Origin of the sequence: Paracoccus alkanivorans (genome assembly GCF_003697785.1) — a bacterium.
In the GTDB taxonomy this organism is placed as follows: domain Bacteria; phylum Pseudomonadota; class Alphaproteobacteria; order Rhodobacterales; family Rhodobacteraceae; genus Paracoccus; species Paracoccus alkanivorans.
In genome coordinates this window covers 561,418-583,355 of sequence record NZ_QOKZ01000002.1, presented here as the reverse complement: position 1 = coordinate 583,355, position 21,938 = coordinate 561,418, and the positions used below count along the sequence as shown (strand labels likewise).

19 protein-coding genes are annotated in these 21,938 nt (G+C 64.2%); 7 read left to right on the top strand and 12 right to left on the bottom strand.

What is annotated here, in order from left to right:
• Positions 1–76: 76 nt before the first annotated feature.
• Positions 77–1,111, top strand: a complete 1,035-nt coding sequence (gene fba / locus C9E81_RS07470) for a class II fructose-bisphosphate aldolase (RefSeq protein ID WP_122111657.1) — start codon at positions 77–79, stop codon at positions 1,109–1,111.
• A 397-nt stretch (positions 1,112–1,508) separates the two neighbouring features.
• Here the strand turns inward: fba and C9E81_RS07465 are convergent, their stop codons facing one another.
• The 4 genes from C9E81_RS07465 to C9E81_RS07450 form a co-directional block, all read right to left on the bottom strand.
• The gene (locus C9E81_RS07465; RefSeq protein WP_122111656.1) at positions 1,509–2,450 is read right to left on the bottom strand and encodes a sugar-binding transcriptional regulator; all 942 of its coding nucleotides are present in this window, start codon (positions 2,448–2,450) and stop codon (positions 1,509–1,511) included.
• A 17-nt stretch (positions 2,451–2,467) separates the two neighbouring features.
• On the bottom strand, positions 2,468–3,400 hold the full coding sequence (locus tag C9E81_RS07460; RefSeq protein WP_122111655.1) for a sugar phosphate isomerase/epimerase family protein: 933 nt from the start codon (positions 3,398–3,400) through the stop codon (positions 2,468–2,470).
• 225 nt (positions 3,401–3,625) lie between these two features.
• Positions 3,626–5,143 (bottom strand): glycerol-3-phosphate dehydrogenase, encoded by a 1,518-nt coding sequence (locus tag C9E81_RS07455; protein WP_122111654.1) that lies wholly within the window; start codon positions 5,141–5,143, stop codon positions 3,626–3,628.
• The gene (locus C9E81_RS07450; RefSeq protein ID WP_243698547.1) at positions 5,140–6,753 is read right to left on the bottom strand and encodes an FGGY-family carbohydrate kinase; all 1,614 of its coding nucleotides are present in this window, start codon (positions 6,751–6,753) and stop codon (positions 5,140–5,142) included. The genes C9E81_RS07455 and C9E81_RS07450 overlap by 4 nt, the downstream gene beginning before the upstream one ends.
• A gap of 497 nt (positions 6,754–7,250) precedes the next feature.
• Here C9E81_RS07450 and C9E81_RS07445 point away from each other — a divergent pair, with 497 nt between their 5' ends.
• From C9E81_RS07445 to C9E81_RS07425, 5 genes are all read left to right on the top strand, one after another.
• Positions 7,251–7,922 carry a DUF2291 family protein gene (locus tag C9E81_RS07445; RefSeq protein WP_122111653.1) on the top strand — a complete coding sequence of 224 codons (672 nt, stop codon included), beginning with the start codon at positions 7,251–7,253 and terminating at the stop codon, positions 7,920–7,922.
• Entirely contained in the window at positions 7,919–9,463 is a 1,545-nt protein-coding gene (locus C9E81_RS07440; protein WP_122111652.1) for a sugar ABC transporter ATP-binding protein, read from the top strand. The genes C9E81_RS07445 and C9E81_RS07440 overlap by 4 nt, the downstream gene beginning before the upstream one ends.
• 27 nt (positions 9,464–9,490) lie before the next feature.
• Positions 9,491–10,537 carry an ABC transporter permease gene (locus C9E81_RS07435; protein ID WP_122111651.1) on the top strand — a complete coding sequence of 349 codons (1,047 nt, stop codon included), beginning with the start codon at positions 9,491–9,493 and terminating at the stop codon, positions 10,535–10,537.
• Between the two features lie 98 nt (positions 10,538–10,635).
• Complete coding sequence (locus C9E81_RS07430; RefSeq protein WP_208021135.1) at positions 10,636–11,580, top strand: D-ribose ABC transporter substrate-binding protein; 945 nt, start codon at positions 10,636–10,638, stop codon at positions 11,578–11,580.
• A gap of 101 nt (positions 11,581–11,681) precedes the next feature.
• A complete protein-coding gene (locus C9E81_RS07425; protein WP_122111649.1) occupies positions 11,682–12,530 on the top strand; it encodes a DeoR/GlpR family DNA-binding transcription regulator in 849 nt (282 codons plus the stop codon).
• Between the two features lie 24 nt (positions 12,531–12,554).
• Here the strand turns inward: C9E81_RS07425 and uxuA are convergent, their stop codons facing one another.
• From uxuA to greA, 8 genes are all read right to left on the bottom strand, one after another.
• Positions 12,555–13,763, bottom strand: coding sequence for a mannonate dehydratase (gene uxuA / locus C9E81_RS07420; protein ID WP_122111648.1), 1,209 nt, complete (start codon positions 13,761–13,763; stop codon positions 12,555–12,557).
• A gap of 143 nt (positions 13,764–13,906) precedes the next feature.
• Positions 13,907–14,947: an L-idonate 5-dehydrogenase gene (locus C9E81_RS07415; RefSeq protein WP_122111647.1), complete on the bottom strand. Its 1,041-nt coding sequence runs from the start codon at positions 14,945–14,947 to the stop codon at positions 13,907–13,909.
• Position 14,948: 1 nt separating this feature from the next.
• Entirely contained in the window at positions 14,949–16,226 is a 1,278-nt protein-coding gene (locus C9E81_RS07410; protein WP_122111646.1) for a TRAP transporter large permease, read from the bottom strand.
• Positions 16,223–16,726: a TRAP transporter small permease gene (locus C9E81_RS07405; protein ID WP_122111645.1), complete on the bottom strand. Its 504-nt coding sequence runs from the start codon at positions 16,724–16,726 to the stop codon at positions 16,223–16,225. Before C9E81_RS07405 ends, C9E81_RS07410 begins: the two co-directional genes overlap by 4 nt.
• An 84-nt stretch (positions 16,727–16,810) precedes the next feature.
• Complete coding sequence (locus C9E81_RS07400; RefSeq protein WP_122111644.1) at positions 16,811–17,794, bottom strand: TRAP transporter substrate-binding protein; 984 nt, start codon at positions 17,792–17,794, stop codon at positions 16,811–16,813.
• Between the two features lie 17 nt (positions 17,795–17,811).
• The gene (locus C9E81_RS07395; protein WP_243698546.1) at positions 17,812–18,492 is read right to left on the bottom strand and encodes a GntR family transcriptional regulator; all 681 of its coding nucleotides are present in this window, start codon (positions 18,490–18,492) and stop codon (positions 17,812–17,814) included.
• Between the two features lie 145 nt (positions 18,493–18,637).
• A complete protein-coding gene (locus C9E81_RS07390; RefSeq protein WP_122111642.1) occupies positions 18,638–19,528 on the bottom strand; it encodes a hypothetical protein in 891 nt (296 codons plus the stop codon).
• Positions 19,529–19,558: 30 nt separating this feature from the next.
• Positions 19,559–20,029: a transcription elongation factor GreA gene (greA, locus tag C9E81_RS07385; RefSeq protein ID WP_166461840.1), complete on the bottom strand. Its 471-nt coding sequence runs from the start codon at positions 20,027–20,029 to the stop codon at positions 19,559–19,561.
• Between the two features lie 243 nt (positions 20,030–20,272).
• Between greA and C9E81_RS07380 the strand changes: the two genes are divergently transcribed.
• The gene (locus tag C9E81_RS07380; RefSeq protein ID WP_122111641.1) at positions 20,273–21,928 is read left to right on the top strand and encodes an electron transfer flavoprotein-ubiquinone oxidoreductase; all 1,656 of its coding nucleotides are present in this window, start codon (positions 20,273–20,275) and stop codon (positions 21,926–21,928) included.
• Positions 21,929–21,938: the final 10 nt, after the last annotated feature.

Sequence of the window (21,938 nt, the reverse complement as noted above, 5' to 3'; positions counted from 1 at the left end):
CGGAACTGGTCCCCGGTTCGGCCGCAAACCCGGCTTAGCCCCAAAGAATCCCCTTCATGTTTCAAGGATAAACCCAATGGCCATGATCACCCTCCGCCAGCTTCTCGATCACGCAGCCGAGCACGGCTATGCGGTTCCAGCCTTCAATATCAACAACATGGAACAGGGGCTGGCGGTGATGACCGCCGCGCAGGACACAGATTCACCGGTCATCCTGCAAGCCAGCCGGGGCGCGCGCGCCTATGCCAACGACCTGGTGCTGGCCGGTCTGATCGGGGGCTTTGCCCGCGCCTTCCCCGATATCCCGGTCTGCATGCACTTGGATCACGGCAACAATCTGGCGACCTGCGCCACCGCGATCCAGAACGGCTTTACCAGCGTAATGATGGACGGTTCGCTGCGCGAGGACGGCGCGACCCCCGCCGATTATGCCTATAATTCCGGCATCACCGCCGAGGTGGTGCGGATGGCCCATGCCTGCGGAGTCTCGGTCGAGGGGGAGCTGGGCGTGTTGGGCAGCCTGGAAACCGGCATGGGCGATCAGGAAGACGGCCATGGCGCGACCGAAAAACTGGGAGAGGACCAGCTTCTGACCGATCCCGCCGAGGCAGAGCGTTTCGTGACCGATACCGGGGTCGATGCCCTGGCGGTGGCGATGGGCACCAGTCATGGCGCCTACAAGTTCACCCGACAGCCCGATGGCGACATCCTTGCCATGCATGTGATCGAGGAAATCCATCGCCGCCTGCCGAATACGCATCTGGTCATGCATGGCTCGTCCTCGGTTCCCGAGGATTTGCAACGCATCATCAACGACCATGGTGGCGATATCCGCCCGACCTGGGGCGTCCCGGTCGCGGAGATTCAGCGTGGCATCAGGTCGGGCGTGCGCAAGGTGAATATCGATACAGACAACCGGCTGGCCATGACCGCCGCGATCCGCAAGACATTGGCCGAGGACCCGTCCGAATTCGACCCGCGCAAATATCTCAAGCCCGCGATGGCGATGATGACCGAGGTCTGCAAGGCCCGGTTCGAGGCTTTCGGCACAGCCGGTCATGCGTCTGGCATCCGTCCCCTGCCGTTGGCGGCGATGGCGCGGCGGTATTGAGCTTATCACGATATCCTTGCGTCATTCTTGCGTTGGCTCGATATGGCTTGGCGACCTGAAAATGGTCATGTTTTCCGTGCTCGCACCATCCGATTGCAACGGAGCCGGGCAGAGCCCGGCCACGGGTGGGCATCCCGGCACCTGTGCTGCCCGATTCATGCTGCACCCCCGGACGAAGCTGAAATTACAGGATAACGTTAGCAAAGCGCCCGCCCATGGAGGCGGTCGGGCGCTGCCCGGCGGGCCTGCGGCTCTTGATTTCGGGCTGTTCAGGCTGCCCGACCAGATGACCCATTTCCAGGCCGCCAAGCCATATCGAGCCTTCCGTAAGAAAAGAACCGCCGGCTCTTAGCGGCTCATGCTGTGTCCGAAGCCGTCGCGTGACTTCCGGAAAGGCTCACTCCATCAACGCGCGGGCCGTCACCTCGTCCGTGATCAGCCCCGAGAGGCGGCCACTGCTCAAGACCGCCCGGATCGCAGAAACCTTTTCTCCGCCTCCCGCAATCGCCACGATGCGGCTGCCTTTCGGCCCCTCCAGCCCGGCGGAAAGCGTGCGCAGGCTCAGCGTGGTTTCCAGCGCCCGGCCCTTCGCGTCAAAGAAATGCCCGAGCATCTCTCCAACCGCTCCGACGGAATTTATCTCTTCGATCTCATGGGGTTCGATCATCCCCGAGGCGACAAGCTGCGCCCCCGCATCCGCCGTGCCGATGCCTGCGAATTTCAGCGTCGCGCCGTTGGACAGGTCGAAGATTTCGCGCACGCCGGGCTGGGCCAGCAGGATCTGGCGGTCACTCTCGGAATTGGCGAAGAACGGCACCGGCAGCACATGCGCCTGCGCGCCGGTCTTGTAGGCAAGGCTGTGCATCACGTCATGCGGATTGGCCGCGTAATGCCGGGTCAGCCCGCCCAGCAGCGACACGAAACGCATGCCGGAGCCGTCGAAGCGCGGCAATTGATGCACCGCCGCCGCCAGGGTCCGCCCATGGCCGAGCCCGATCACCTCATGCTCGCCACGCTCGATCTCGCGCCGCAGGAACCCGGCCCCGGCCAGCCCGAGCGCCCGAAATGGCAGCCCGGCCTCTCCCAGATCCGGGGCGACTTCGCAATAACTCAGGTGATATCTGTCGCTTAGCTGATTCTCCAGCATGGCGCATTCGACGATCTCGCCATCTATCGAGACCTTCACCACGCCATCCGCCACCGCCCGCGCGATCAGCCGATGCGTCTTGACCGAGGTCAGCCCAAGCCGCGTGGCCACCGCCGCCTGCGTCAGACCGCCCACGTAATGCAGCCAGGCGGCGCGTGTCGCGAGGCTTTCTTCGGGATCGGTCCTGGACATGACGTAAGCCTTTTTTGCTATATGTTCAGCTTGTCCGCACCGCTGTCGATATGCGGTGCCCAGAAGGCCACGCTTTCGGCGATCTGCCCGATCACCTCGCGGTCATTCGGCTCGCGCTCCTTGAAGCTCAGCTCAAGGCAAATCTCGTTATCGACCGCGCCGCCCTCGGCGAAGGCCCGCAGCAGAGGTTCGGGCTGGATATTGCCCCTGGCGTTGAATTCGGCGGTGAAGGGGCGATGCCCGCCCTTGTCCATCAGCGATTGCTTTATATGGATGATCGGAGACACGCGTGGCACTGCCCGCGCCCAGGCATAGGGGTCGTAATCGTCGGGATTGTCGCTGGTCACGTCGCCATGATCGATATCGGCCATCATCCACATCGGCACGGCCAGCCCGGCAGCGCTCAGCCGGTCCTGCAGGGCCATGCTCGCGGCGATGGTCTCGCCGAATTCGCGGCCGATGCTCATGGGTTCCCAGAAGACATGATCGAGCCCCGCAGCCTTGGCATGTTCCGCCACCTCGGCCCAGCAATCGATGGCGATCCGGATCAGTTCCTCGCGCCGTGCCGGGTCGTCGTAATCGCGATAGGTGAAGATCGCGAATTGCGTGCCGACGGAATGCCCGCCAAGATCCGCGATGATATCGGCGAAACCCTTGAACCAATCCACGTAATAGCGCCGCACGTCGCGGTCGGGATGGCCGAAATGATTGAGCCGCCCATAGGGTCCGGTCATGCCGCTGGTCACGCGGACTCCGGTGCGGTCCAGCGCCCGGCCCATCTGGCGGGTCAGGCGGCGGATCACCGGGGCAGGCCATGACGGGTTGATGAACTCATGCGTCAGCTGCAGGTCGCGGATGCGCAGCTCGCGGGCGACGGTATCGATCAGGTCATCCGGCTCGGCAAAGCGGTTGACCAGCGGGTTGGTGTTCAGCGACAGGGTCAGGGGCATGGCGATTTCCCGGCAGTGTATCGGGGTGAGTGGTGATCTTGCGCGGAATCAAGGCCCGAAGGGCCGCCGCGCAGCGCCCGTCCGCCCCACCGGATGGGCGCTTTGATGCCGTCGGGCTGCGGTTCCAGCCTTGGTCGGGATTGCACCGTAAAGCGGGGGCCGCGGACCTTTGCCTCCCGCCCGACGGACGGGCACTGCGCGGCTCCAAATGCGGTGAGTGGCGTGCTATGCGGCATCCGCGAGACCCGCGTTGTCGAACCATTCGGTGAATGCCGCGCGTTCGGCCTTGTTCAGATGCAGGTAATGCTTGGTCCGCCGCCAGAGGATATCCTCGGCAGTCAGCGCCCATTCCTTGCGGACCAGGTAGCGTGCCTCGGCCTCGTAAAGCTGGCCGCCGAAATGCCGGCCCAGATCGTCAAGGCTCAGCGCCCCCGCCACCACTGCCTTGGTGCGCGCGCCGTAAAGCCGCCCGTAATGATGCACCAGCTTGCGCGGCATCCACGGGTGCAATTCGCGCAACAGGTTGGCATAGCTTTCATAATCGGCATTGGCGATCTCGCCGCCCGGCAGCGGGGCGGTTTCGGTCCAGTCCGGTCCCATATCCGGAAAGACCTCTTTCAGCCGATGCATACCGTGCTCCGCCAATTCGCGGAAGGTGGTGATCTTGCCGCCGAACACGTTCAGGAGCGGTGCGCCGCCGTTCCGGTCGAGGTCAAAGACATAATCGCGCGTCACCGCCGAAGGATTGCCCTGCCCGTCGTCGAACAGGGGCCGCACCCCGGAAAAGGTCTCCAGCACGTCCGAGCGGCGCAGCTTTTCCTTGAAATAGCGGTTCACGGCGGCCAGCAGGTATTCGATCTCGGACTCGTCGGCCTGCACCTCCTCGGCCCGGCCATCATAGGCGATATCGGTTGTGCCGATCAGCGCCTTGTCGCCCTCGTAGGGGTTGATGAAGATCACCCGCCTGTCGTGGTTCTGGACGAGATAGGCGTTACTGCCCTGCCAGAATTTCGGCACGATGATATGGCTGCCCTTGACCAGCCGGACATTGCGGCTGGAATTCGCACCGGCCACCCGCCCGATAACGTCGCTGACCCAGGGGCCTGCGCAGTTCACGACGCAGCGGGCGCGGAAGCTGCGGGTTTCGCCGGTGATCTCGCTGCGGGTCTGCACCGTCCATGCGCCATCCTCGCGCCGGGCCGAGATGCAGGGACTGCGGGTCAGGATCTCGGCTCCTTTCTCGGCTGCATCGACTGCGTTCAGCACGACAAGGCGGGCATCGTCCACCCAGCAATCGGAATATTCGAAGCCCTTGGCATATCGATCCAGCAGGGGGGCGCCCTCGGGATCGCGGCGCAGATCCAGCGTGCGGGTGCCGGGCAGTTTCCTGCGCCCGCCCAGGTTATCGTAAAGGAACAGCCCAAGCCGGACCAGCCATGCCGGGCGGTCCTGCGGGCTGTGGGGCAGCACGAAGCGCATCGGCCAGATGATATGCGGGGCAGAGCGCATCAGCACCTCGCGCTCGATCAGGGCTTCGCGGACCAGCCGGAACTCGTAATATTCAAGATAACGCAGTCCGCCATGAACCAGCTTGCCCGAGCGTGACGACGTGCCCTCGGCCAGATCGCCCTTTTCACACAGCACGACCCTCAGCCCCCGGCCTGCGGCGTCGCGGGCCATGCCCGCGCCATTGATCCCGCCGCCGATCACGAAAAGATCGATCATCTCGTTGCCGGTCGTCATGTCAGTCTCCTTGTCAAAGGCGTCTGCGCGGCGCGGGCGCTTGCCAATGCGTCCCATGCCGGGGGCAGGGCCTGTCGCGATGCGGTGAATGCGGGGAAGAGCCGCGCATAGGCGGCCACGAGATCGGGGTCGGGCGCCTCGGCCTCGCCCAGAAGCGGCGTGACCCATTCGCCGATACAGGCCTCCATGTCCGGATAGGCGCCGATCGCGACCGCGGCCATCATTGCCGCCCCGGCCGCGCCCGCCTCGTCGCGTTCGGACACGCGCACCGGCGCGTTCAGCGAGGCAGACAGGATGCCGCGCAGCCCCCTGGACCGCGCCGCCCCGCCGGTCAGGCGCAGTTCCGAGGGCAGGGGCCCCATCGCGGCGTAGCAGTCGCGCATGGCCATCCCCAGCCCCTCGGCCACGGCGCGCAGCATGTCGGGATAACGGTGATGCTGCGCAAGCCCGACAAAACCCGCGCGCGCATCGGCGTTGACGAAAGGGCCGCGCTCTCCGGCATCCGAGATATAGGGGTGATAGACAATCTGTCCGGGGCGGCTGGCGGCCAGCCAGCCCTCGATATGATCGACAAGGTCGCGATGGCTGACGGAATGGCCCATATCCGACATGATTCCGGCGGCCATCCCCAGCACCCAGTCAAGATTCAGCGTCGCGGCCATGTTGGTCTGGACCTGCGTCACGATACCGGGGATGGGCAGGCAGATCACATAGCCGGTGCCCTCGGCGTTCAGGTGCACATCCGGGGCCGCCACCGCCCGCAGATGCACTCCGGTCGAGCCCACGGTTGAACAGGCCACGTCGCCCGCCCCGCCATAGACCCCGGCGCCAAGCGCGGTCATGACCATATCGACATAGCCAAGGCTGACAGGTGTTCCGGCGCGCAGCCCGGTCCGGGCGGCGGCCTCTGCCGTCAGCGGGTGGGTGATCTCGCTGCCGTCGACGATCTCGGGCAACAGATTACGGCGATGGGTCAGGCCGAGCGCCGCAATCACGGTGTCGTCATATTGGCGGTTGCGGAAATTGCCGAAGGTGAAGCTGGCTTCCGACGGGTCGGTCGCCCGGATGCCGGTCAGATTCAGGTAAAGCCAGTCCTTGCAATGCAGCGCGACCTCGGCCCCGTCCAGCAGTTCGGGCGCGTGGGTGTCCATATGCGCCATCTGGCTGCCTTGCTGGCAGGTGTTCAGCCCGGTTCCGGTCGCCTCGAAACGGGCGCGGTTGGCATCGCCCTGCGCCAGACGCTCAACCGTGGGTGCGGCACGGGCATCCAGCCAGATCCATGCATCGCTCACCGGGCCGTCCCGGCCCACCAGCCATGTGCCGTCCCCTTGCGCGGTAACCGATAATGCGGCGGTGCGGGTGGCGAGATTGTCGATCCGGTCGCCAAGCTGGCGCAGGGCGGCGGCGCAATCCTCCCATGTCTGGCGAAGATTCTGCGTGGCGGAGCCGTCCGGTCCCGTCGTGTAGCGATTCGGCACTGATGCCGCCGCGAGCTGCCGGCCTTGCAAATCGAAACTCACGGCCTTGATGACCGAGGTGCCTGCGTCGATGCCGATCAGGATGTCAGTGCCCTGCATGATCCGCCTCTGATGAACCGGTGTCCCTGCCATGCATTGTTCCTCTCCTCCTTCCCGGATCGTCGCGACGCCCTGCCGTGGCCTGTGGCTCAAAACGTCTGCTCGTTATATATCATAATTATCCCATAGTGAATGTATTTTTTTACAGACGAAGAAAATAATTTCATGTACCATTGTGTTGCAGCTATGCTTTCCGCGATTCGAAATGGGCGGTGCATAATCTGTTTTGGGGGAGAGTAGGGCATGATATTTGCGCAATACCGTTCACTCATGGCTGAGGTTCACATCTTGCACCTGCCGGGCTTGCGGTTGGCGGGTGCTGTGACGGTGCGGGATCTTTCAGGGGATGTTTATCTCTATTGACTGAGATTATAACATTGTTCTATCATAACTATCAATCCGCTCGCGTCAGAAGGGGCGCGGAAACCGGCTCGTAGGGAGGAGATCATGCACTTGCCCGGAACATCCCGAGCCAATCTGGCTCGCGCCCGTCGCGCCGAGACCGATCACAATCAATCCGAGGCCGCATCATGACCCAGAGTTCCGCCCCGATTTCCTCTGTCCCCGCACCCAAGGCGCCGGCGCCCTCGCGGCGCGGTCTGATCATCGGTACCGTGCTTGCCGCCGCGGTGGCGGCGGGTATCGCGCTGGATACCACTGTCGTGCGGATCGGCTCCGAAGCCGACGCCCGCCAGCAGGCTTTCTCGCCCGACAGCTATGGAGAGGCGGAGTTTCCGCGCATTCAGGCATTCGTGCAGGAAAATGCCGTCGATGCCGCCACCCTGGCCCCCGCAGTGCTGGCCGACAAGGATGCTGCCGCCGAAGAATACGGCACCCCGGCCTCGACCGGTGCGATCATGCCGGTGACCGTCACGGGCGTCGTGGGGGAGGGTAAATCCGGGATCTATACGCTGACCGCCGAGGGTGTGCCCGAAGAGATCACCGTCCGCGTCCAGACCGGCCCCGCCATCAACGGCACCGAGTTGCGCGATGCGCCGGGCGATATCGCCTTTGGCCAGTTCAAGAACCAGATCGAGTACCAGGATGCGGGCTCGGCCATCAACCGCGCCATGAAGGCCGCCGTTCTGGACGGCATAGACACCGCCGGCCTGCCGGGCAAGACCATCACCGTCACCGGTGCATTCCGGCTGATCAACCCCAAGAACTGGATGATCACCCCCGTCGCGCTGGAGGTGAAATGAGCCCCGAGACCCCCGTCCCCGACGCGCGGCCCGACCTGCAGGAGGTCGTGCTCGCCGCCCGCAATGTCGCCAAGTCCTATGGCAATGTCCACGCGCTGAAAGGTGTGAATTTCGATATCCATCGCGGCCAGGTCACTACGCTGTTCGGTGAAAACGGCGCCGGTAAATCGACACTGATGAAGGTGCTTTCGGGCGTGATCCAGCCGACATCCGGCGAGATCATCCTTGACGGGCAACCGGTGAGCTTCGGCAATGCTGCCGATGCCCGCGATCGCGGCATCTCGATCATCCATCAGGAATTGTCGCTGGCCCCCAACATGACGGTGCGCGACAATATCTTCATGGGGCGCGAGATCAGGACCGCCACCGGTGTCGATTTCGCCGAGGAAGAGCGGCAGACCCGCAAGCTGATGGAAGATCTCGAAGAGGATATCGATCCGCTGACCCCGGTCGAGGAATTGCGCCTCGGCCAGCAGCAGATCGTCGAGATCGCCCGCGCGCTGTCGGTCAACAGCCGTATCCTGATCATGGACGAGCCGACCTCCGCGCTTTCGGCCAGCGAGGTGGAGGTGCTGTTCAAGGTGATCCGCGACCTGACCGCAAGGGGCGTGTCGATCGTCTATATCTCGCATCACCTGGAAGAGGCGCTGACCATCACCGATCACGCGGTGGTGCTGCGCGACGGGAACATGACCGCCTATGCGCCGCGCGCCGAGATCGATCTGGAATGGATCGTCCGCAACATGGTGGGCGAAAACTACGACCTGGGCTCGCCGCCCGAGGGTCACGAAATGGGCGGGGTCGCCCTGTCGATCCGCAACCTGTCGGTTCCGGATGCCTCGGGCGTCGATCTGGTGGACGGGATGTCGCTGGATGTCCGCGCGGGCGAGATCGTCTGCATCTATGGCTTGATGGGGGCAGGGCGCACCGAATTGCTGGAGGCCATCGCCGGGCGGCTGCACGCGACTGGCGGAGAGATCGTGCTGGATGGCCGCGAGGTGTCGCATCTGTCCATCGGCGAGCGGATCGCGCGCGGCCTCGCATTGGTGCCCGAGGATCGCCAGCGCGACGGGCTCGTGCAGACCATGAGCGTCGGGCAGAACCTGTCGCTGGCCTCGATCCGCAACTTTACCCGGGGGCTGTTCACGCAGACCCAAGCCGAGAGGGCGCTGATCGATAGCAGCATCCGCGAAGTCACCGTCAAGACCGATGGCCCCGACGCGCCCATAGGCTCTTTGTCGGGCGGCAACCAGCAGAAGGTGGTGATCGGCAAGATACTGGCCACGAAGCCCCGCGTCATCATGCTGGACGAGCCGTCGCGCGGCATCGATATCGGCGCCAAGGCCGAGGTGTTCAGGCTGCTGGCCGAGGGGGCGAAACAGGGGCTTGCGGTGCTCTATTCGACCTCGGAGGTCGGCGAATGCCTGTCGGTCGCGCATCGGATCATCGTCATGCACAAGGGCCATATCTCGGCCGAATTCGATTCCACCGTCACCAAGGAAGAGATCATGGCCGCCTCGGGCGAGTCCGTGGCCGCCTGAAGGACGAGAGCGAGAGGGAACAACCCCATGTCGGACACCACAATCACCCGCGCCGCCTCGGACAAACAGGCGAAGAAATTCAATATTGGCCGTCTGCTGCTGGAAGGGCGTGCCTTCTTTGCGCTGATCCTGATCATCGCGGTATTCTCGGTCATGTCGCCGAACTACTTCACCGTCGGCAATTTCCTGATCATGTCCAGCCATGTGGCGATCTACGGGCTTCTTTCCATCGGCATGCTGCTGGTGATCCTGAACGGCGGCATCGACCTGTCGGTGGGCTCGATCCTCGCGCTGGCCGGCGTCAGTGCGGGCGCGATGATGCAGGGGATCGAGTTGCAGGCCCTTGGGGTGATCCTCTATCCGCCGGTCTGGGCCGTGGTCGTGCTGACCTGCGTGCTGGGCGCGCTGGTGGGCGCGGTGAACGGGGTGCTGATCTCGATCTTCAAGGTTCCGGCCTTCGTCGCCACACTTGGCGTCATGTATGTGGCACGCGGCATCGCGCTGCTGATGACCAACGGCCTGACCTATAACAACCTGTCGGGACGCGCCGAACTGGGCAATACCGGCTTTGGCTGGCTGGGTTTCAACCGCATCGCGGGCATCCCCATCTCGGTGCTGGTGCTGGCGGCGATGGCGATCATCGCCGGGCTGATGCTGTCGCGTTCGTCCTTCGGACGCTGGCTCTATGCCTCGGGCGGCAATGAACGCGCCGCCGAATTGTCCGGCGTGCCCACCCGCCGGGTCAAGATCACTGTCTATACGCTGTCGGGCATCCTTTCGGCCATTGCCGGGCTGGTCCTGTCCTCCCAGCTGACCTCTGCCGGACCCACCGCGGGCACCACCTATGAACTGACGGCCATCGCGGCCGTGGTGATCGGCGGCGCGGCCCTGACCGGCGGGCGCGGAACCATTCGCGGCACCATGCTGGGGGCCTTCGTCATCGGTTTCCTGTCGGACGGGCTCGTGATCATCGGCGTGTCCTCCTATTGGCAGACGGTCTTTACCGGCGCCGTGATCGTGCTGGCCGTGCTGATGAACTCGCTGCAATACGGGCGCGGCACCCGCAAGAGCTGACGCCCCCGAACATCACCGCCCGGGCAATGGCTGGTCCGGGCGCCACCCCCTGCCCGGAAAAACGGCAGAATCACCAACCCGAAGGGAGAGAGACAATGATGAAAATGACGCGCCGCCTGATGCTGGCCGCCGCCGCAAGCCTGCCGATGATGGCCGGCTCGGCATGGGCCGAGGGGCTGATCTCGATCATCGTCAACGATCCGGCGAACCCCTATTGGTTCACCGAGGGCGAGGTCGCCAAGGCCACCGCCGAAGAACTGGGCTACGAGGCCAATGTCGCCGCGCATAAGGGCGATACCAATACCGAAAGCACCCTGATCGACACCGCGATCACCAACCAGTCGGTGGCGATCATCCTCGATCCGGCCAATGCCGACGGTTCGGTCGGCGCGGTCAAGAAGGCTGTCGATGCGGGTATCCCCGTCTTCCTCGTCAATGCCGAGATCAACCAGGAAGGTCTGGCCAAGGCGCAGCTCGTTTCGAACAACGCGCAGGGCGCGGCGCTTGGCGCGCAGGCATGGGTCGAGGCGGTCGGCGACAGCGGCAGCTATGTCGAGCTGTTCGGCGCCCCGTCGGACAACAACGCCGCGACCCGCTCGAACGGTTACGAGACGGTTCTGACCCAGTATCCCGACCTGGAAAAGGCCGATCAGGAGGTCGCCAACTGGGATCGCACCCAGGGCTATCAGAAGATGCAATCCATGCTGCAGGCCAATCCCAACATCATCGGGGTGATCTCGGGCAATGACGAGATGGCGCTTGGTGCCATCGCCGCGCTGAAAGAGGCCGGCAAGCTGGATCAGGTCAAGGTCGGCGGTTTCGACGGCTCTCCCGATGCGGTCGAGGCGGTCAAGGCCGGCGAGATGCAATATACCGTCCTGCAGCCCGTCGCGGTCTTTGCCGAAGAGGCGGTCCGGCAGGCCGACAATTTCATCAAGACCGGCGAGACCGGCGTCGAGATGGAAAAGCAGCTCTTCGACTGCGTGCTGATCACCGCAGAAAATGCCGATCAGATGACCTCGCCCTTCGTGCTTGAGCAGTGACGGACAGGGGGCACGGGAAACCGTGCCCCTTTCCCTTCCGGCGGGTCCGGCTATCCTGCCATGTGACGCCCCCACCCGATGACGAGGCAGGAGAGATACGCATGACAGGCAGCCCGGAGCAGGAACCGATCGAAAGGCTGATCGCCGATGACCTGCCCAGTGACAGCCGCCAGGCCCGCCAGATCGCCCGCCGCCAGATGATCGCCGAGGCGGTCATGGCCGAGGGCACGATGCGGATCGAGGACCTGACCGAGCGTTTCGGGATCAGCCTGATGACCGCCCATCGCGATCTGGACGATCTTGCCAGCCGGGGACTCCTGCGCAAGACGCGCGGCATCGTCTCGGCCGCCCCCACCAGCCTGATCGAGGCCAGCGACGCCTATCGCGACACGAGGCAGGCCGCCGAGAAAGCCGCCATCGCCGCCGCCGCCGCCCGGATCATCGAACCGGGGCAGGCGGTGTTCTTCGACGATTCCACCACCGTGTTCCGCATGGTTCCGCATCTGGCCGCCAGGGTGCCGCTGACCGCGATCACCAATTCCATCGCCCTGATGAACGCGCTCAAGGAGATCCGCGATCTTACCCTGCTGGGGCTGGGCGGTCAGTTCCATAATTGGTGCAACGCCTTCATGGGTCCCGTCACCACTGCCGAGATCCGCCGCTTGCGCGCCGATCTGGTATTCCTGTCCATGTCGGCAATCACCGATGGGGTGGTTTTCCATCAAAGCCCGGAGATGGTCGAGACCAAGCGCGCCATGTTCGACAGCGCCGCCAGGCGCGTGCTGCTGGCCGATCACACGAAATTCGAGCGCCGCGCCCTCCATGCGATGGAGCCGCTGGAAAAATTCGATCTGGTCATCCTGGATGACGCCACACCCCCGGCCATGATCGAACAGATGAAGTCGCGCGGGATCGAGGTAATGGTGGCCAGCCCGGAACGCGCCGGATGACCCGGCGCGTTCGGTAATGTCGTGTCAGGCACTTCCCCGGTGGGACAGCGCCGCCTCCACCCCGCGCAGCTCGGCCAGCCCCTTGAGCCGCCCGATGGCCGGATATCCCGGCTGCCCTCCGCGCCCGATATCGTCAAGGATGTCCTGCCCGTGATCCGGCCGCATCGGGATCGCCGCATCCGCGCGGCCGGCCTTGCGCCGCCGTTCCTCCTCGCGCAGGACCGAGGCGACCAGCGCCACCATGTCGGTCTGTCCGCCCAGATGCTCGTCCTCGAAGAAGGAGCCGCGGATCGCATCGCCATCACGCCGGACATTGCGCAGATGCAGGAAATGCACCCGCGCGCCAAAGCGCTCCATCATGCCCGGCAGGTCGTTGTCGGGACGCGCACCCAGTGAGCCCGAACATAGCGTGATCCCGTTCGCGGGCAGATCGACGGCGGCAAGGCGCTCGGCGTAATCGGCCTCGGTCGACATGACGCGGGGCAGGCCCAGCAGGCCGAAGGGCGGATCGTCCGGATGGCAGCACAGCCGCACCCCGATCTCCTGCGCGACGGGGGCGACCTGTTCAAGGAAATCATGGAAATTCCGGCGCAGCACCTCGTCGGTCACGGGCGCATAGCTTTCCAGCAAGTCGCGCACATCCTGCAGGCTGAAATTCTCCGCCGCGCCCGGCAGGCCGAATACCACATTGCCGGCCAATTGTTCGCGCCTCGCCTCGTCCATCCCGGCGAAACGGCGGGCGGCCTCGTCGCGGACATCCTCGGGGAAATCCTCGGCGGCACCGGCGCGCTTGAGGATATGGATATCGAAAGCCGCGAAATCGGTGAAATCGAAACGCATGCAGGTCGCGCCATTGGGCCTTCGCCATGCCAGGTCGGTGCGGGTCCAGTCCAGCACCGGCATGAAATTATAACAGATAACCTCGATTCCCGCCGCCTTCAGGTTCTGCATCGATGTGATCCAGTTCCCGATATGGGTGCGCCAGTCGTCGCCCTGCGTCTTGATCGCCTCGCTGACCGGCAGGCTCTCGACCACCTCCCATTTCAGGCCCGATGGCGCGCCGTCCTTCATCACGGCGACCTGCTGCTGCCGCCTGGCGATTTCTTCCGGCGTCCAGACCGCGCCACTGGGCAGGTGATGCAAGGCGGTCACCACGCCCTGCACCCCGGCCTGCATCATGTCATCGATGGATACCCGATCCTTCGGCCCGAACCATCGCCAAACATGCCTCATCTCATTCTCCTCAACGCAGCGGATCGCAGTCACCGAATCCGCTCTTCTTCTTTGTTCAAATACCTTCCGGGGCTGCCGTCAGGCACATCACCGGTTCAAAAGAGAGTCGCCCGCGGCAGGTTGCCCCCGCGCTCCCGGCCATCTCATGCCGCGAAATCCAGTTGCACCTTGACCGCCTGCGCCCGGTCCCCGGCCAGATCGAAGGCCCGCACCGCCTCACGCGCAGGCAAGACCTGCGTCACCATCGGCGACAGGTCGATCCTGCCCGTGGAGATCATCCCGACGGCCTCCGCGAACTCCCTGTCGAAGCGATGGGTGCCGAAAAAGCGCAGCTCCTTGCCGACGATCAGGTTGAGCGGCAGCGGAGTCGTCCCGCCCACGCCGATCTGCACCAGGCTGCCCTGCGGACGGGTGACGCCGATGGCCTGCGCGATGGCGTGCTGATTGGCGGAACATTCCAGCACCACGTCGATCCGGCCCTTGCCGGTCGCATAATCGGCCAGCCCGTCGGGGTTTTGCGCCACGTTCACGACCCGGTCTGCGCCCATCTTTTCAGCGATCTGCAGGGTGAAATCCTGCACATCGGTCACGATGATCTCTGCCGCGCCCCTCAGGCGGGCCAGCGCGGTGCAGATCGCTCCGATCGGTCCGGCGCCGGTGATCAGCACGCGCTGCCCCTCCAGCGAAGGTGCCATCGAGATCGCGTGCAGGCAGACCGCCAGCGGTTCCGCCCCTGCCGCCGCCCCGGCATCGATGCCTTCTGGCAGGGGCAGGCATTGCGCCACGGGATGGGCCAGCCGGGTGCGGAACAGCCCGTTTTCATGCGGCAGGCGCATGGCCGAGCCGTTAAAGCGCATCTCCAGGCAATGCCGTTCCTGTCCGGCCTTGCAGAACGCGCATTCTCCGCAGGGGCGCGATGGCGACAGCGCGACGAGCTGTCCCGGCTTCAGTCCCGAATCCCCGGGTGCCGCCTCGACCACCCCGGCGGCTTCGTGACCCAGGATGATCGGCTCGCGGACCCGGACAGGGCCAAAGCCGCCATCGTGGTAATAGTGCAGATCCGATCCGCAGATACCCCCGCGAAGCACGCGGATCACCGCCATTCCGGGCGCGGTCTCGGGTTCGGGAGGCTCCTCGATGCGCAAGTCATGGGCGGCATGGAGGCGGCAGGCGATATCGGTCATTTTACTGGTCCATCAGGGAAGGCAGCCAGGTGCTGATCGCCGGGACATAGGACACCAGCAACAGCACCAGGATATTGGTGATCAGGTAAGGTATCAGCGCCCGGATCACCGGGGCAAGCGGTAGCCGGGCGATATTGGCGCAGACGAACATGCAGACCCCGACCGGGGGTGTGGTCAGCCCGATCATCAGGTTCAGCACCGCGAAGACCGAGAAATGCAGCGGATCGATCCCGACGCCTTGCGCAAGCGTCATCAGCGGCACGAAGAGGATGATGAGGGCGGCGATCGTTTCCATGAACATGCCGACGATCAGCAGCACGACATTGATCAGCAGGATCACCAGGATCCGGTTGTCGGTGATCGACAAGACCGCGTTCGCGATCATCTGCGGGATCTGTTCGCTGACCAGGATCCAGCCAAAAACATTGGCCGTGCCCACCAGCGCCAGGATTCCCGCCGAACTCACCGCGCTGTCGATCAGGATTCCCGGTATGCGGGCCAGTGGCAGTTCGCGATAGATGAAGGCGCCCACGATGACGGCATAGATCGAGGCGACGACGGCGGTCTCGGTCGGCGTGACATAGCCCGACAGCATCCCGCCCACGATCAGCGCGGTCATCGCCAGTGCCCAGAAGGCGCCAAGGAAGGATATGCCCAGCTCGCGCCATCCCTGCCACATCTGGCGCGGGAAATCGCGGCGCACCGCGATGATATAGGTCGTGACCATCATCGCCAGCCCCAGCAGGATACCGGGCACTGCTCCGGCAATGAACATCTTGCCGACAGAGATTCCCGACAGCGAGCCGACGATGATCATCGGCACCGATGGCGGAATGATCGGCCCGACGGTCGAGGAAGCCGCCGTCACCGCGGCCGAGAAATCCGCCGGATAGCCGGCCTTCTTCATGCCGGGGATCATCATTCCCCCGATCGAGGCCGCATCCGCGACTGCCGTGCCGGAAATGCCCCCGAACAGCATCGACGAGGCGACATTGGTCTGCGCCAGCCCGCCACGCACCCAGCCCACCAGCGCCTGTGCAAAGCGGATGATCCGGCCGGTGATGCCGCCGCCATTCATCAGGTTGCCCGCAAGGATGAAGCCGGGGATGCACAGCAACACGAAGCTGTCCATCCCCGCATACATCTTTTGCGGAATCACCACCAGGGGCATGCCGTTCCACAGCAGATAGGCCATCGAGGAAAGCCCGAGCGTGATCGCCACCGGCAGGCCGATCACGAGGCCCAGAACGAAGGTCAGTCCAAGGATCGCCAGGCTCATTCGATCTCTCCCACCAGGTTTTCGGGGCGGCCATCAGTGGCGCCGGTCAGCATTCCGGTTACCCGCAGCAATCCCGCCAGCGCCAGCACCGCCAGAAGCAGCAGCACGCTGCCATGCGCATAATTCATTGGCAGCCCCATGGCAGGAGAGGTCTGCATCGCGCCGATCCGGGTGAACTGCCATGCCGGCGCGATGATCAGCGCGCAAAATCCCAGCACCAGCCCTGCCGAGACCAGCCGCAGAAGCCATGGCCATCGCCCCGGCAACCCCTCGCTGACCAGATCCACATTCACTAGATCGCCCGTCAGCAAGGCCAGCCCGGTCCCGAAGCCCGCCAGATACAGCAGGGCGAAACGGGTCAGCTCCTCGGTCCAGACCGGCGAGGCGCCGACAAATCCGCGCCCGACCACCTGCACGGTGACGGCGGCGATCAGCACCATAAAGGAAATCCCGGTACCCAATCGCAAGAGGGCCCGCATCCAGCGGATCATGGCGGTCATGCTTCCTCCTCGGCGAATGTTGCCTTCGGATCATCAAGATTGGAAAATTTCCGGGCGGCCGGGGCGAACCGGCCGCCCGCAGGATCAGCCCTGGGCGGCGAAAAGCTCTTCGACCACCGGCTTGATCTCGTCGCCGACATTGGCCAGCACGGCATCCCTGGCCTGTGCGGCGAAGGCGGCCTTGTCGCTGTCCACGAATGTCATGCCCTTGTCCTGCAGGGCTTTCGCCAGGCGTTCCTCATCCGCCAGGAACAGTTCGCGCTCATATTGCTGCGCGGTTTGGGCTGCTTGCGTCACGGCTTCCTGGTCCTCGGCGGACAGGCGGCCCCATGTCATCTCCGAGATGGTCAGGTAGATCCATGACCGCACATGCTCGGTCTTGTTCACGAATTTCTGCACCTCGTTGAAATTCGCCGATTCGATCAGCGCGAGCGGGTTTTCCTGCGCGTCGATCGTGCCGTTCTGCAACGAGGTGAAGACCTCGCTGAAGGCCATCGGCGTGGGCTGTGCGCCAAGCGCCTCCCAGGTCTTGACGAAAAGCGGCACATTCGGCACGCGCAGCTTCAGCCCGCTCAGATCCTCGGGCGTCATCACCTCGCGATTCGAGGTCAGGTTGCGCGGTCCGCGTGCGAAATAGGCGATGGGCCGGATCTGCGCGCGCGCAAGGATCTCCTCCTTGATCTGCGTGCCGATATCGCCTGCCGCGACCTCGTCCATCTGTTCCAGCGAGTTATAGGCATAGGGCACGGCAAGCAGCGCCGCCATCGGCGACCAGTTCTGCAGGCTTTCTCCGGTGATCGTCATGTCGGCGGTGCCAAGCTGCATGCCGTTGATCAGGTCGATTTCCTTGCCAAGCGATTCATTGGGGAACACCTGCACCTCGACGCGGCCATCGGTCAGCTTGGCGACTTCCTCGCCGAATTTCAGCGAGGCCTTGTGCCAGCTGTTTTCCTCATTTGCCAAATGGCCCAGCTTGATGGTCACATCGGCGGCATGGGCGCGGATTGCCGGCGTGGCCAGAAGGCTGGCCCCGGCCAGGGCGGTGAATTGGCGGCGGTTCAGTTTCATGAAGGTTCCTCCTGATTTCATTTCGTGAAGAATTCGGGCTTGCTGCGGGCGATCTCGGGCAGGTCGTTGAGCACTTCGCGCAGATGCAGGCGCATTGCCTGCTCGGCCCCGTCCGCGTCGCCTTCCCGCAAAGCCTGCACGATGGCCCCGTGCTGCTCGATCAGTTTCTGGTGATCAAAGATCCGCGCGGTGATATGGCGCAGCCGGTTCATCTGGGATTTCAACCCCTCCAGCACGTCCCAGACATCGCCATGCCCCGCCGCGACGGCAAGGCTGTGATGGAACTGGTCGTCCAGCGTGATGAAGGCTTCGACATCCTGCCGCTCGCTGGCCTCCCGCTGCGCGGCGAGCTGCCGGTCCAGCCGGGCCAGCAGTTCGTAGTCGAGATTGGCCGAAACCATGCGGATCAGGTCGCTTTCCACCGCCTCGCGGATCAGTCGCGCCGAGAGCACGGCATTGATCGAGATCCGGCCGATGAAGGTGCCGCGCTGCGGGCGAACCTCGGTCAGCCCCGTGGCGGTCAGGCGGATGAACGCTTCGCGCACCGGTTGACGGCTGACGCCTGCCTGGCCCGCGATTTCGGTTTCGCTGAGACGCGCGCCGGGCTCCAGCTCACCACGAAGAATGCGGCCATGCAGCCAGTCATAGACCTGCTGCGCCGTCGAGTTCCCCGATGTGACGATGTTGATGTGATCCACGGCGTTCCCCCTCCATCGCCATTTATGCCATACTTCCATACCAGTCAATCGTCCAGATAGCGGTGACTGGGGCATCTCGTGATGGCCCGTTGCCGTCAGGTCTCTTGAAGCGGTTGTGTGTTATCCGCGGGCGCGGCGAAACAGGTCAGCCGAATACGCCTGCCGCGCGCCCGACCAGCATGAAACCCCGGGCGGAACGGGTATCGGCCAATTCGGTCAGCTGGGCATCATCCAGCCGCGGAGCCTCCCGGGTCAGCATCTGGTCGAAATGGCGCAGGAAATGGTGGGCGGTGTCGCGGAAAATCTCGTCCCCGCGCATGAGCGTCGCCACGGTTTCCAGCGCGATTTCATCACCGATTCCGCCGATCTTCCTGGCGGTCTCGCCCCGTTCTCCCTCGGCGAAGCGACGCCAGATCGCAGGGGGCACGGGGTCGGGCGGCAGGTCGTCCATATAGATGTCATGCGCGGCCAGCAACGTGACGACATCCTGGGCGGCGCGCAGCACCCGCGCGGTATCACGGTCCTGCAGTGCCATGCGCAAGGCCGCGATCGTTTCCTGGTCATTCGCATCGTCTGGAAAGTTGAGCGCATTGACAAGGATGCCGGCCGGTATTTCGACCGGCTCGGGGGCGTCGAAATGCAGGCTTGCCTGCCGGGGTGGCGTTGCCGGCCGCGCGGGCCTTGCCGGCGGCGGCGCCGGACGCGCGGCGGGGACGGGCGCTGGCTGTGGCTGCGTCCGGACGGGCTCGGCATTCGTCGGCCTGGGCCGTTTTGTCGCCATTTCCTGCAGGAGGAACAGGTTGCCGCGCAGTTCCGCCGCCTCGTCCCGCAGCCTCCTTATCGCGCCCGCGAACCCGACCGCCATCCAGATCAACGCAAGGGGCATGACGATGCCGGTAATGGTCAGGATCCGGGTGATGCCGCTGACCCGCATATCCGCCTCGCCGGGGATCAGCAACCAGAAGAGCAGCAGCAGGACCAGCCAGACCGCGCTCAGCACAAGGCCGATGACCGTCTCGGCATTACGATATGCCATAATGGTGTCCCGGCCGTTCAACGCCATTGCCTACTCGTACCGGATGGCGACGATCTCGTAGCTGCGCTGCCCGCCCGGTGTGCTGACCTCGACGCTGTCGCCTTCATCCTTGCCGATCAGGGCCCGGGCCAGTGGCGAGCGCATGTTCAGGCGCCCGCGTTCGATATCCGCCTCGGCCTCGCCGACGATCTGATAGCTGCGCTCTTCCTCGGTGTCCTCGTCGATGAGGTCGACGGTGGCCCCGAACTTGACCGAACCCGACAGCTTGGCGGGGTCGATCACCTCGGAGCGCGACAGGATCGATTCCAATTCCTTGATGCGGCCTTCGATGAAACCCTGCTTTTCGCGGGCGGCGTGATACTCGGCATTCTCCGACAGATCGCCATGTTCGCGCGCCTCGGCGATGGCGCGGATGATGGCGGGGCGCTCGGTCGATTTCAGCCGCGCGAGTTCCTGTTCGAGAGCCTGAAATCCGCCCCGTGTGATTGGTAGTTTGTCCATCGCTGCCCTGTCCTGTCCTGGGTTGCGTTGTTATGCCGATGCTAACCGAACGCCCCCGCCATTCGAAATGGCAGGGGCGCGAAAACCGTCGGCGGGTATCGTGACTCCAAATCCGTGGCCTTTGCAAGAGCAGCGATTGCGGACACGGCGATTTTCGGCCTGAGAAATCGTTGCGTCACGATTGCACGGTGGAAAAACGACATGTAGTGCTGTCACAGCCAGAGAAAGGGGAGACTTCCAGCCATGACCGACGAGACCCAGACCCTTCGCGAATCGATGGAGTACGATGTTGTGATCGTGGGCGCGGGGCCAGCGGGCCTGTCGGCCGCGATCCGGCTCAAGCAGATCGATCCCGAGATTCAGGTGGTGGTGCTCGAAAAGGGTTCCGAGGTGGGGGCGCATATCCTGTCGGGCGCGGTGCTGGATCCGTCGGGGCTGAACCGGCTGATTCCCGACTGGAAAGAGAAGGGCGCGCCGGTCGCGACCGAAGTCACCGACGACAATTTCTATGTTCTGGGCGAATCCGGGCAGATGAAGGTGCCGAACTGGCCGATGCCACCGCTGATGAACAATCATGGCAATTATATCGTCAGCATGGGCAATGTCTGCCGCTGGCTGGCCGAGCAGGCCGAGGAACTGGGCGTCGAGGTTTTCCCGGGCATGGCCGCGTCGCAGATCGTGTGGGACGGCAACCGCGTCAAGGGTGTCGTGGCCGGCGAGATGGGGTTGAATGCCGACGGCACCCCCGGCCCGCAATACGAGCCGGGCATGGAACTGCACGGCAAATATGTCTTTATCGCCGAGGGCGTGCGGGGCAGCCTTGCCAAGGAGATCATCACCCGTCTGAACCTGTCGAACGGGCACGAGCCGCAGAAATTCGGCCTTGGCATGAAGGAAATCTGGGAGGTTTCTCCCGAGAAATTCAAGAAAGGCCGGGTCGTGCACACGATGGGCTGGCCCCTGGGCAAGAACGCGGGCGGCGGCAGCTTCATCTATCATTTCGAGGATAACCAGGTTCTGGTCGGCTTCGTCGTTCACCTGAACTACGCCAACCCGCATCTGTATCCCTACATGGAGTTTCAGCGGTTCAAGCATCACCCGATGGTGGCCGAGCTGCTGGAAGGCGGCAAGCGCGTGGCCTATGGCGCCCGGGCGATCAGCGAAGGCGGCTGGCAGTCGATCCCCGAGCTGTCATTCGAGGGCGGCGTGCTGCTGGGCTGCTCGGCGGGCATGGTGAACGTGCCGCGGATCAAGGGCAATCACAACGCCATGATTTCCGGCATCGAGGCGGCGGAGGCCGCGGCGGCAGCCCTGGCCGAGGGGCGCGAAGGCGACCGGCTGGAGGCTTATGACGTGGCGGTGCGTGGCGGCGAGATCGGCAAGGATCTGAAACGCGTGCGCAACGTCAAGCCGATCTGGTCGAAACTGGGGCTTTGGGCCAGCCTCGCGCTTGGCGGTTTCGACATGTGGGTGGCGAATCTCACCGGCTGGAATCCGCTCGGCACGTGGAAACACGGCAAGACCGATGCGCAGGCGACCGGAAAGGCCAGCGATTATGAACCGATCGACTATCCGAAACCCGACGGGAAACTGTCTTTCGACCGGCTGACCAATGTCTCCTTCGCGTTTACCAATCATGAGGAAAGCCAGCCCTGCCACCTGAAGCTGAAGGACGCATCGGTGCCGATCTCGGTCAACCTGCCGGAATTCGCCGAGCCGGCGCAGCGCTACTGCCCGGCCGGCGTCTACGAGGTGGTCGAGGATGGGGGCGATCCGCGCTTCGTGATCAATTTCCAGAACTGCGTCCATTGCAAGACCTGCGACATCAAGGATCCAAGCCAGAACATCAACTGGACCACCCCGCAGGGCGGCGACGGGCCGAATTACCCGAATATGTGATAACGGGGCG

Excerpts from the sequence above, each read along its gene's own strand:
- fba (WP_122111657.1), top strand. The coding sequence starts at position 77 with ATGGCCATGATCACCCTCCGCCAGCTTCTCGATCACGCAGCCGAGCAC.
- C9E81_RS07465 (WP_122111656.1), bottom strand. The coding sequence starts at position 2,450 with ATGTCCAGGACCGATCCCGAAGAAAGCCTCGCGACACGCGCCGCCTGG.
- C9E81_RS07460 (WP_122111655.1), bottom strand. The coding sequence starts at position 3,400 with ATGCCCCTGACCCTGTCGCTGAACACCAACCCGCTGGTCAACCGCTTT.
- C9E81_RS07455 (WP_122111654.1), bottom strand. The coding sequence starts at position 5,143 with ATGACGACCGGCAACGAGATGATCGATCTTTTCGTGATCGGCGGCGGG.
- C9E81_RS07450 (WP_243698547.1), bottom strand. The coding sequence starts at position 6,753 with ATGGCAGGGACACCGGTTCATCAGAGGCGGATCATGCAGGGCACTGAC.
- C9E81_RS07445 (WP_122111653.1), top strand. The coding sequence starts at position 7,251 with ATGACCCAGAGTTCCGCCCCGATTTCCTCTGTCCCCGCACCCAAGGCG.
- C9E81_RS07440 (WP_122111652.1), top strand. The coding sequence starts at position 7,919 with ATGAGCCCCGAGACCCCCGTCCCCGACGCGCGGCCCGACCTGCAGGAG.
- C9E81_RS07435 (WP_122111651.1), top strand. The coding sequence starts at position 9,491 with ATGTCGGACACCACAATCACCCGCGCCGCCTCGGACAAACAGGCGAAG.
- C9E81_RS07430 (WP_208021135.1), top strand. The coding sequence starts at position 10,636 with ATGAAAATGACGCGCCGCCTGATGCTGGCCGCCGCCGCAAGCCTGCCG.
- C9E81_RS07425 (WP_122111649.1), top strand. The coding sequence starts at position 11,682 with ATGACAGGCAGCCCGGAGCAGGAACCGATCGAAAGGCTGATCGCCGAT.
- uxuA (WP_122111648.1), bottom strand. The coding sequence starts at position 13,763 with ATGAGGCATGTTTGGCGATGGTTCGGGCCGAAGGATCGGGTATCCATC.
- C9E81_RS07415 (WP_122111647.1), bottom strand. The coding sequence starts at position 14,947 with ATGACCGATATCGCCTGCCGCCTCCATGCCGCCCATGACTTGCGCATC.
- C9E81_RS07410 (WP_122111646.1), bottom strand. The coding sequence starts at position 16,226 with ATGAGCCTGGCGATCCTTGGACTGACCTTCGTTCTGGGCCTCGTGATC.
- C9E81_RS07405 (WP_122111645.1), bottom strand. The coding sequence starts at position 16,726 with ATGACCGCCATGATCCGCTGGATGCGGGCCCTCTTGCGATTGGGTACC.
- C9E81_RS07400 (WP_122111644.1), bottom strand. The coding sequence starts at position 17,794 with ATGAAACTGAACCGCCGCCAATTCACCGCCCTGGCCGGGGCCAGCCTT.
- C9E81_RS07390 (WP_122111642.1), bottom strand. The coding sequence starts at position 19,528 with ATGGCATATCGTAATGCCGAGACGGTCATCGGCCTTGTGCTGAGCGCG.
- greA (WP_166461840.1), bottom strand. The coding sequence starts at position 20,029 with ATGGACAAACTACCAATCACACGGGGCGGATTTCAGGCTCTCGAACAG.
- C9E81_RS07380 (WP_122111641.1), top strand. The coding sequence starts at position 20,273 with ATGACCGACGAGACCCAGACCCTTCGCGAATCGATGGAGTACGATGTT.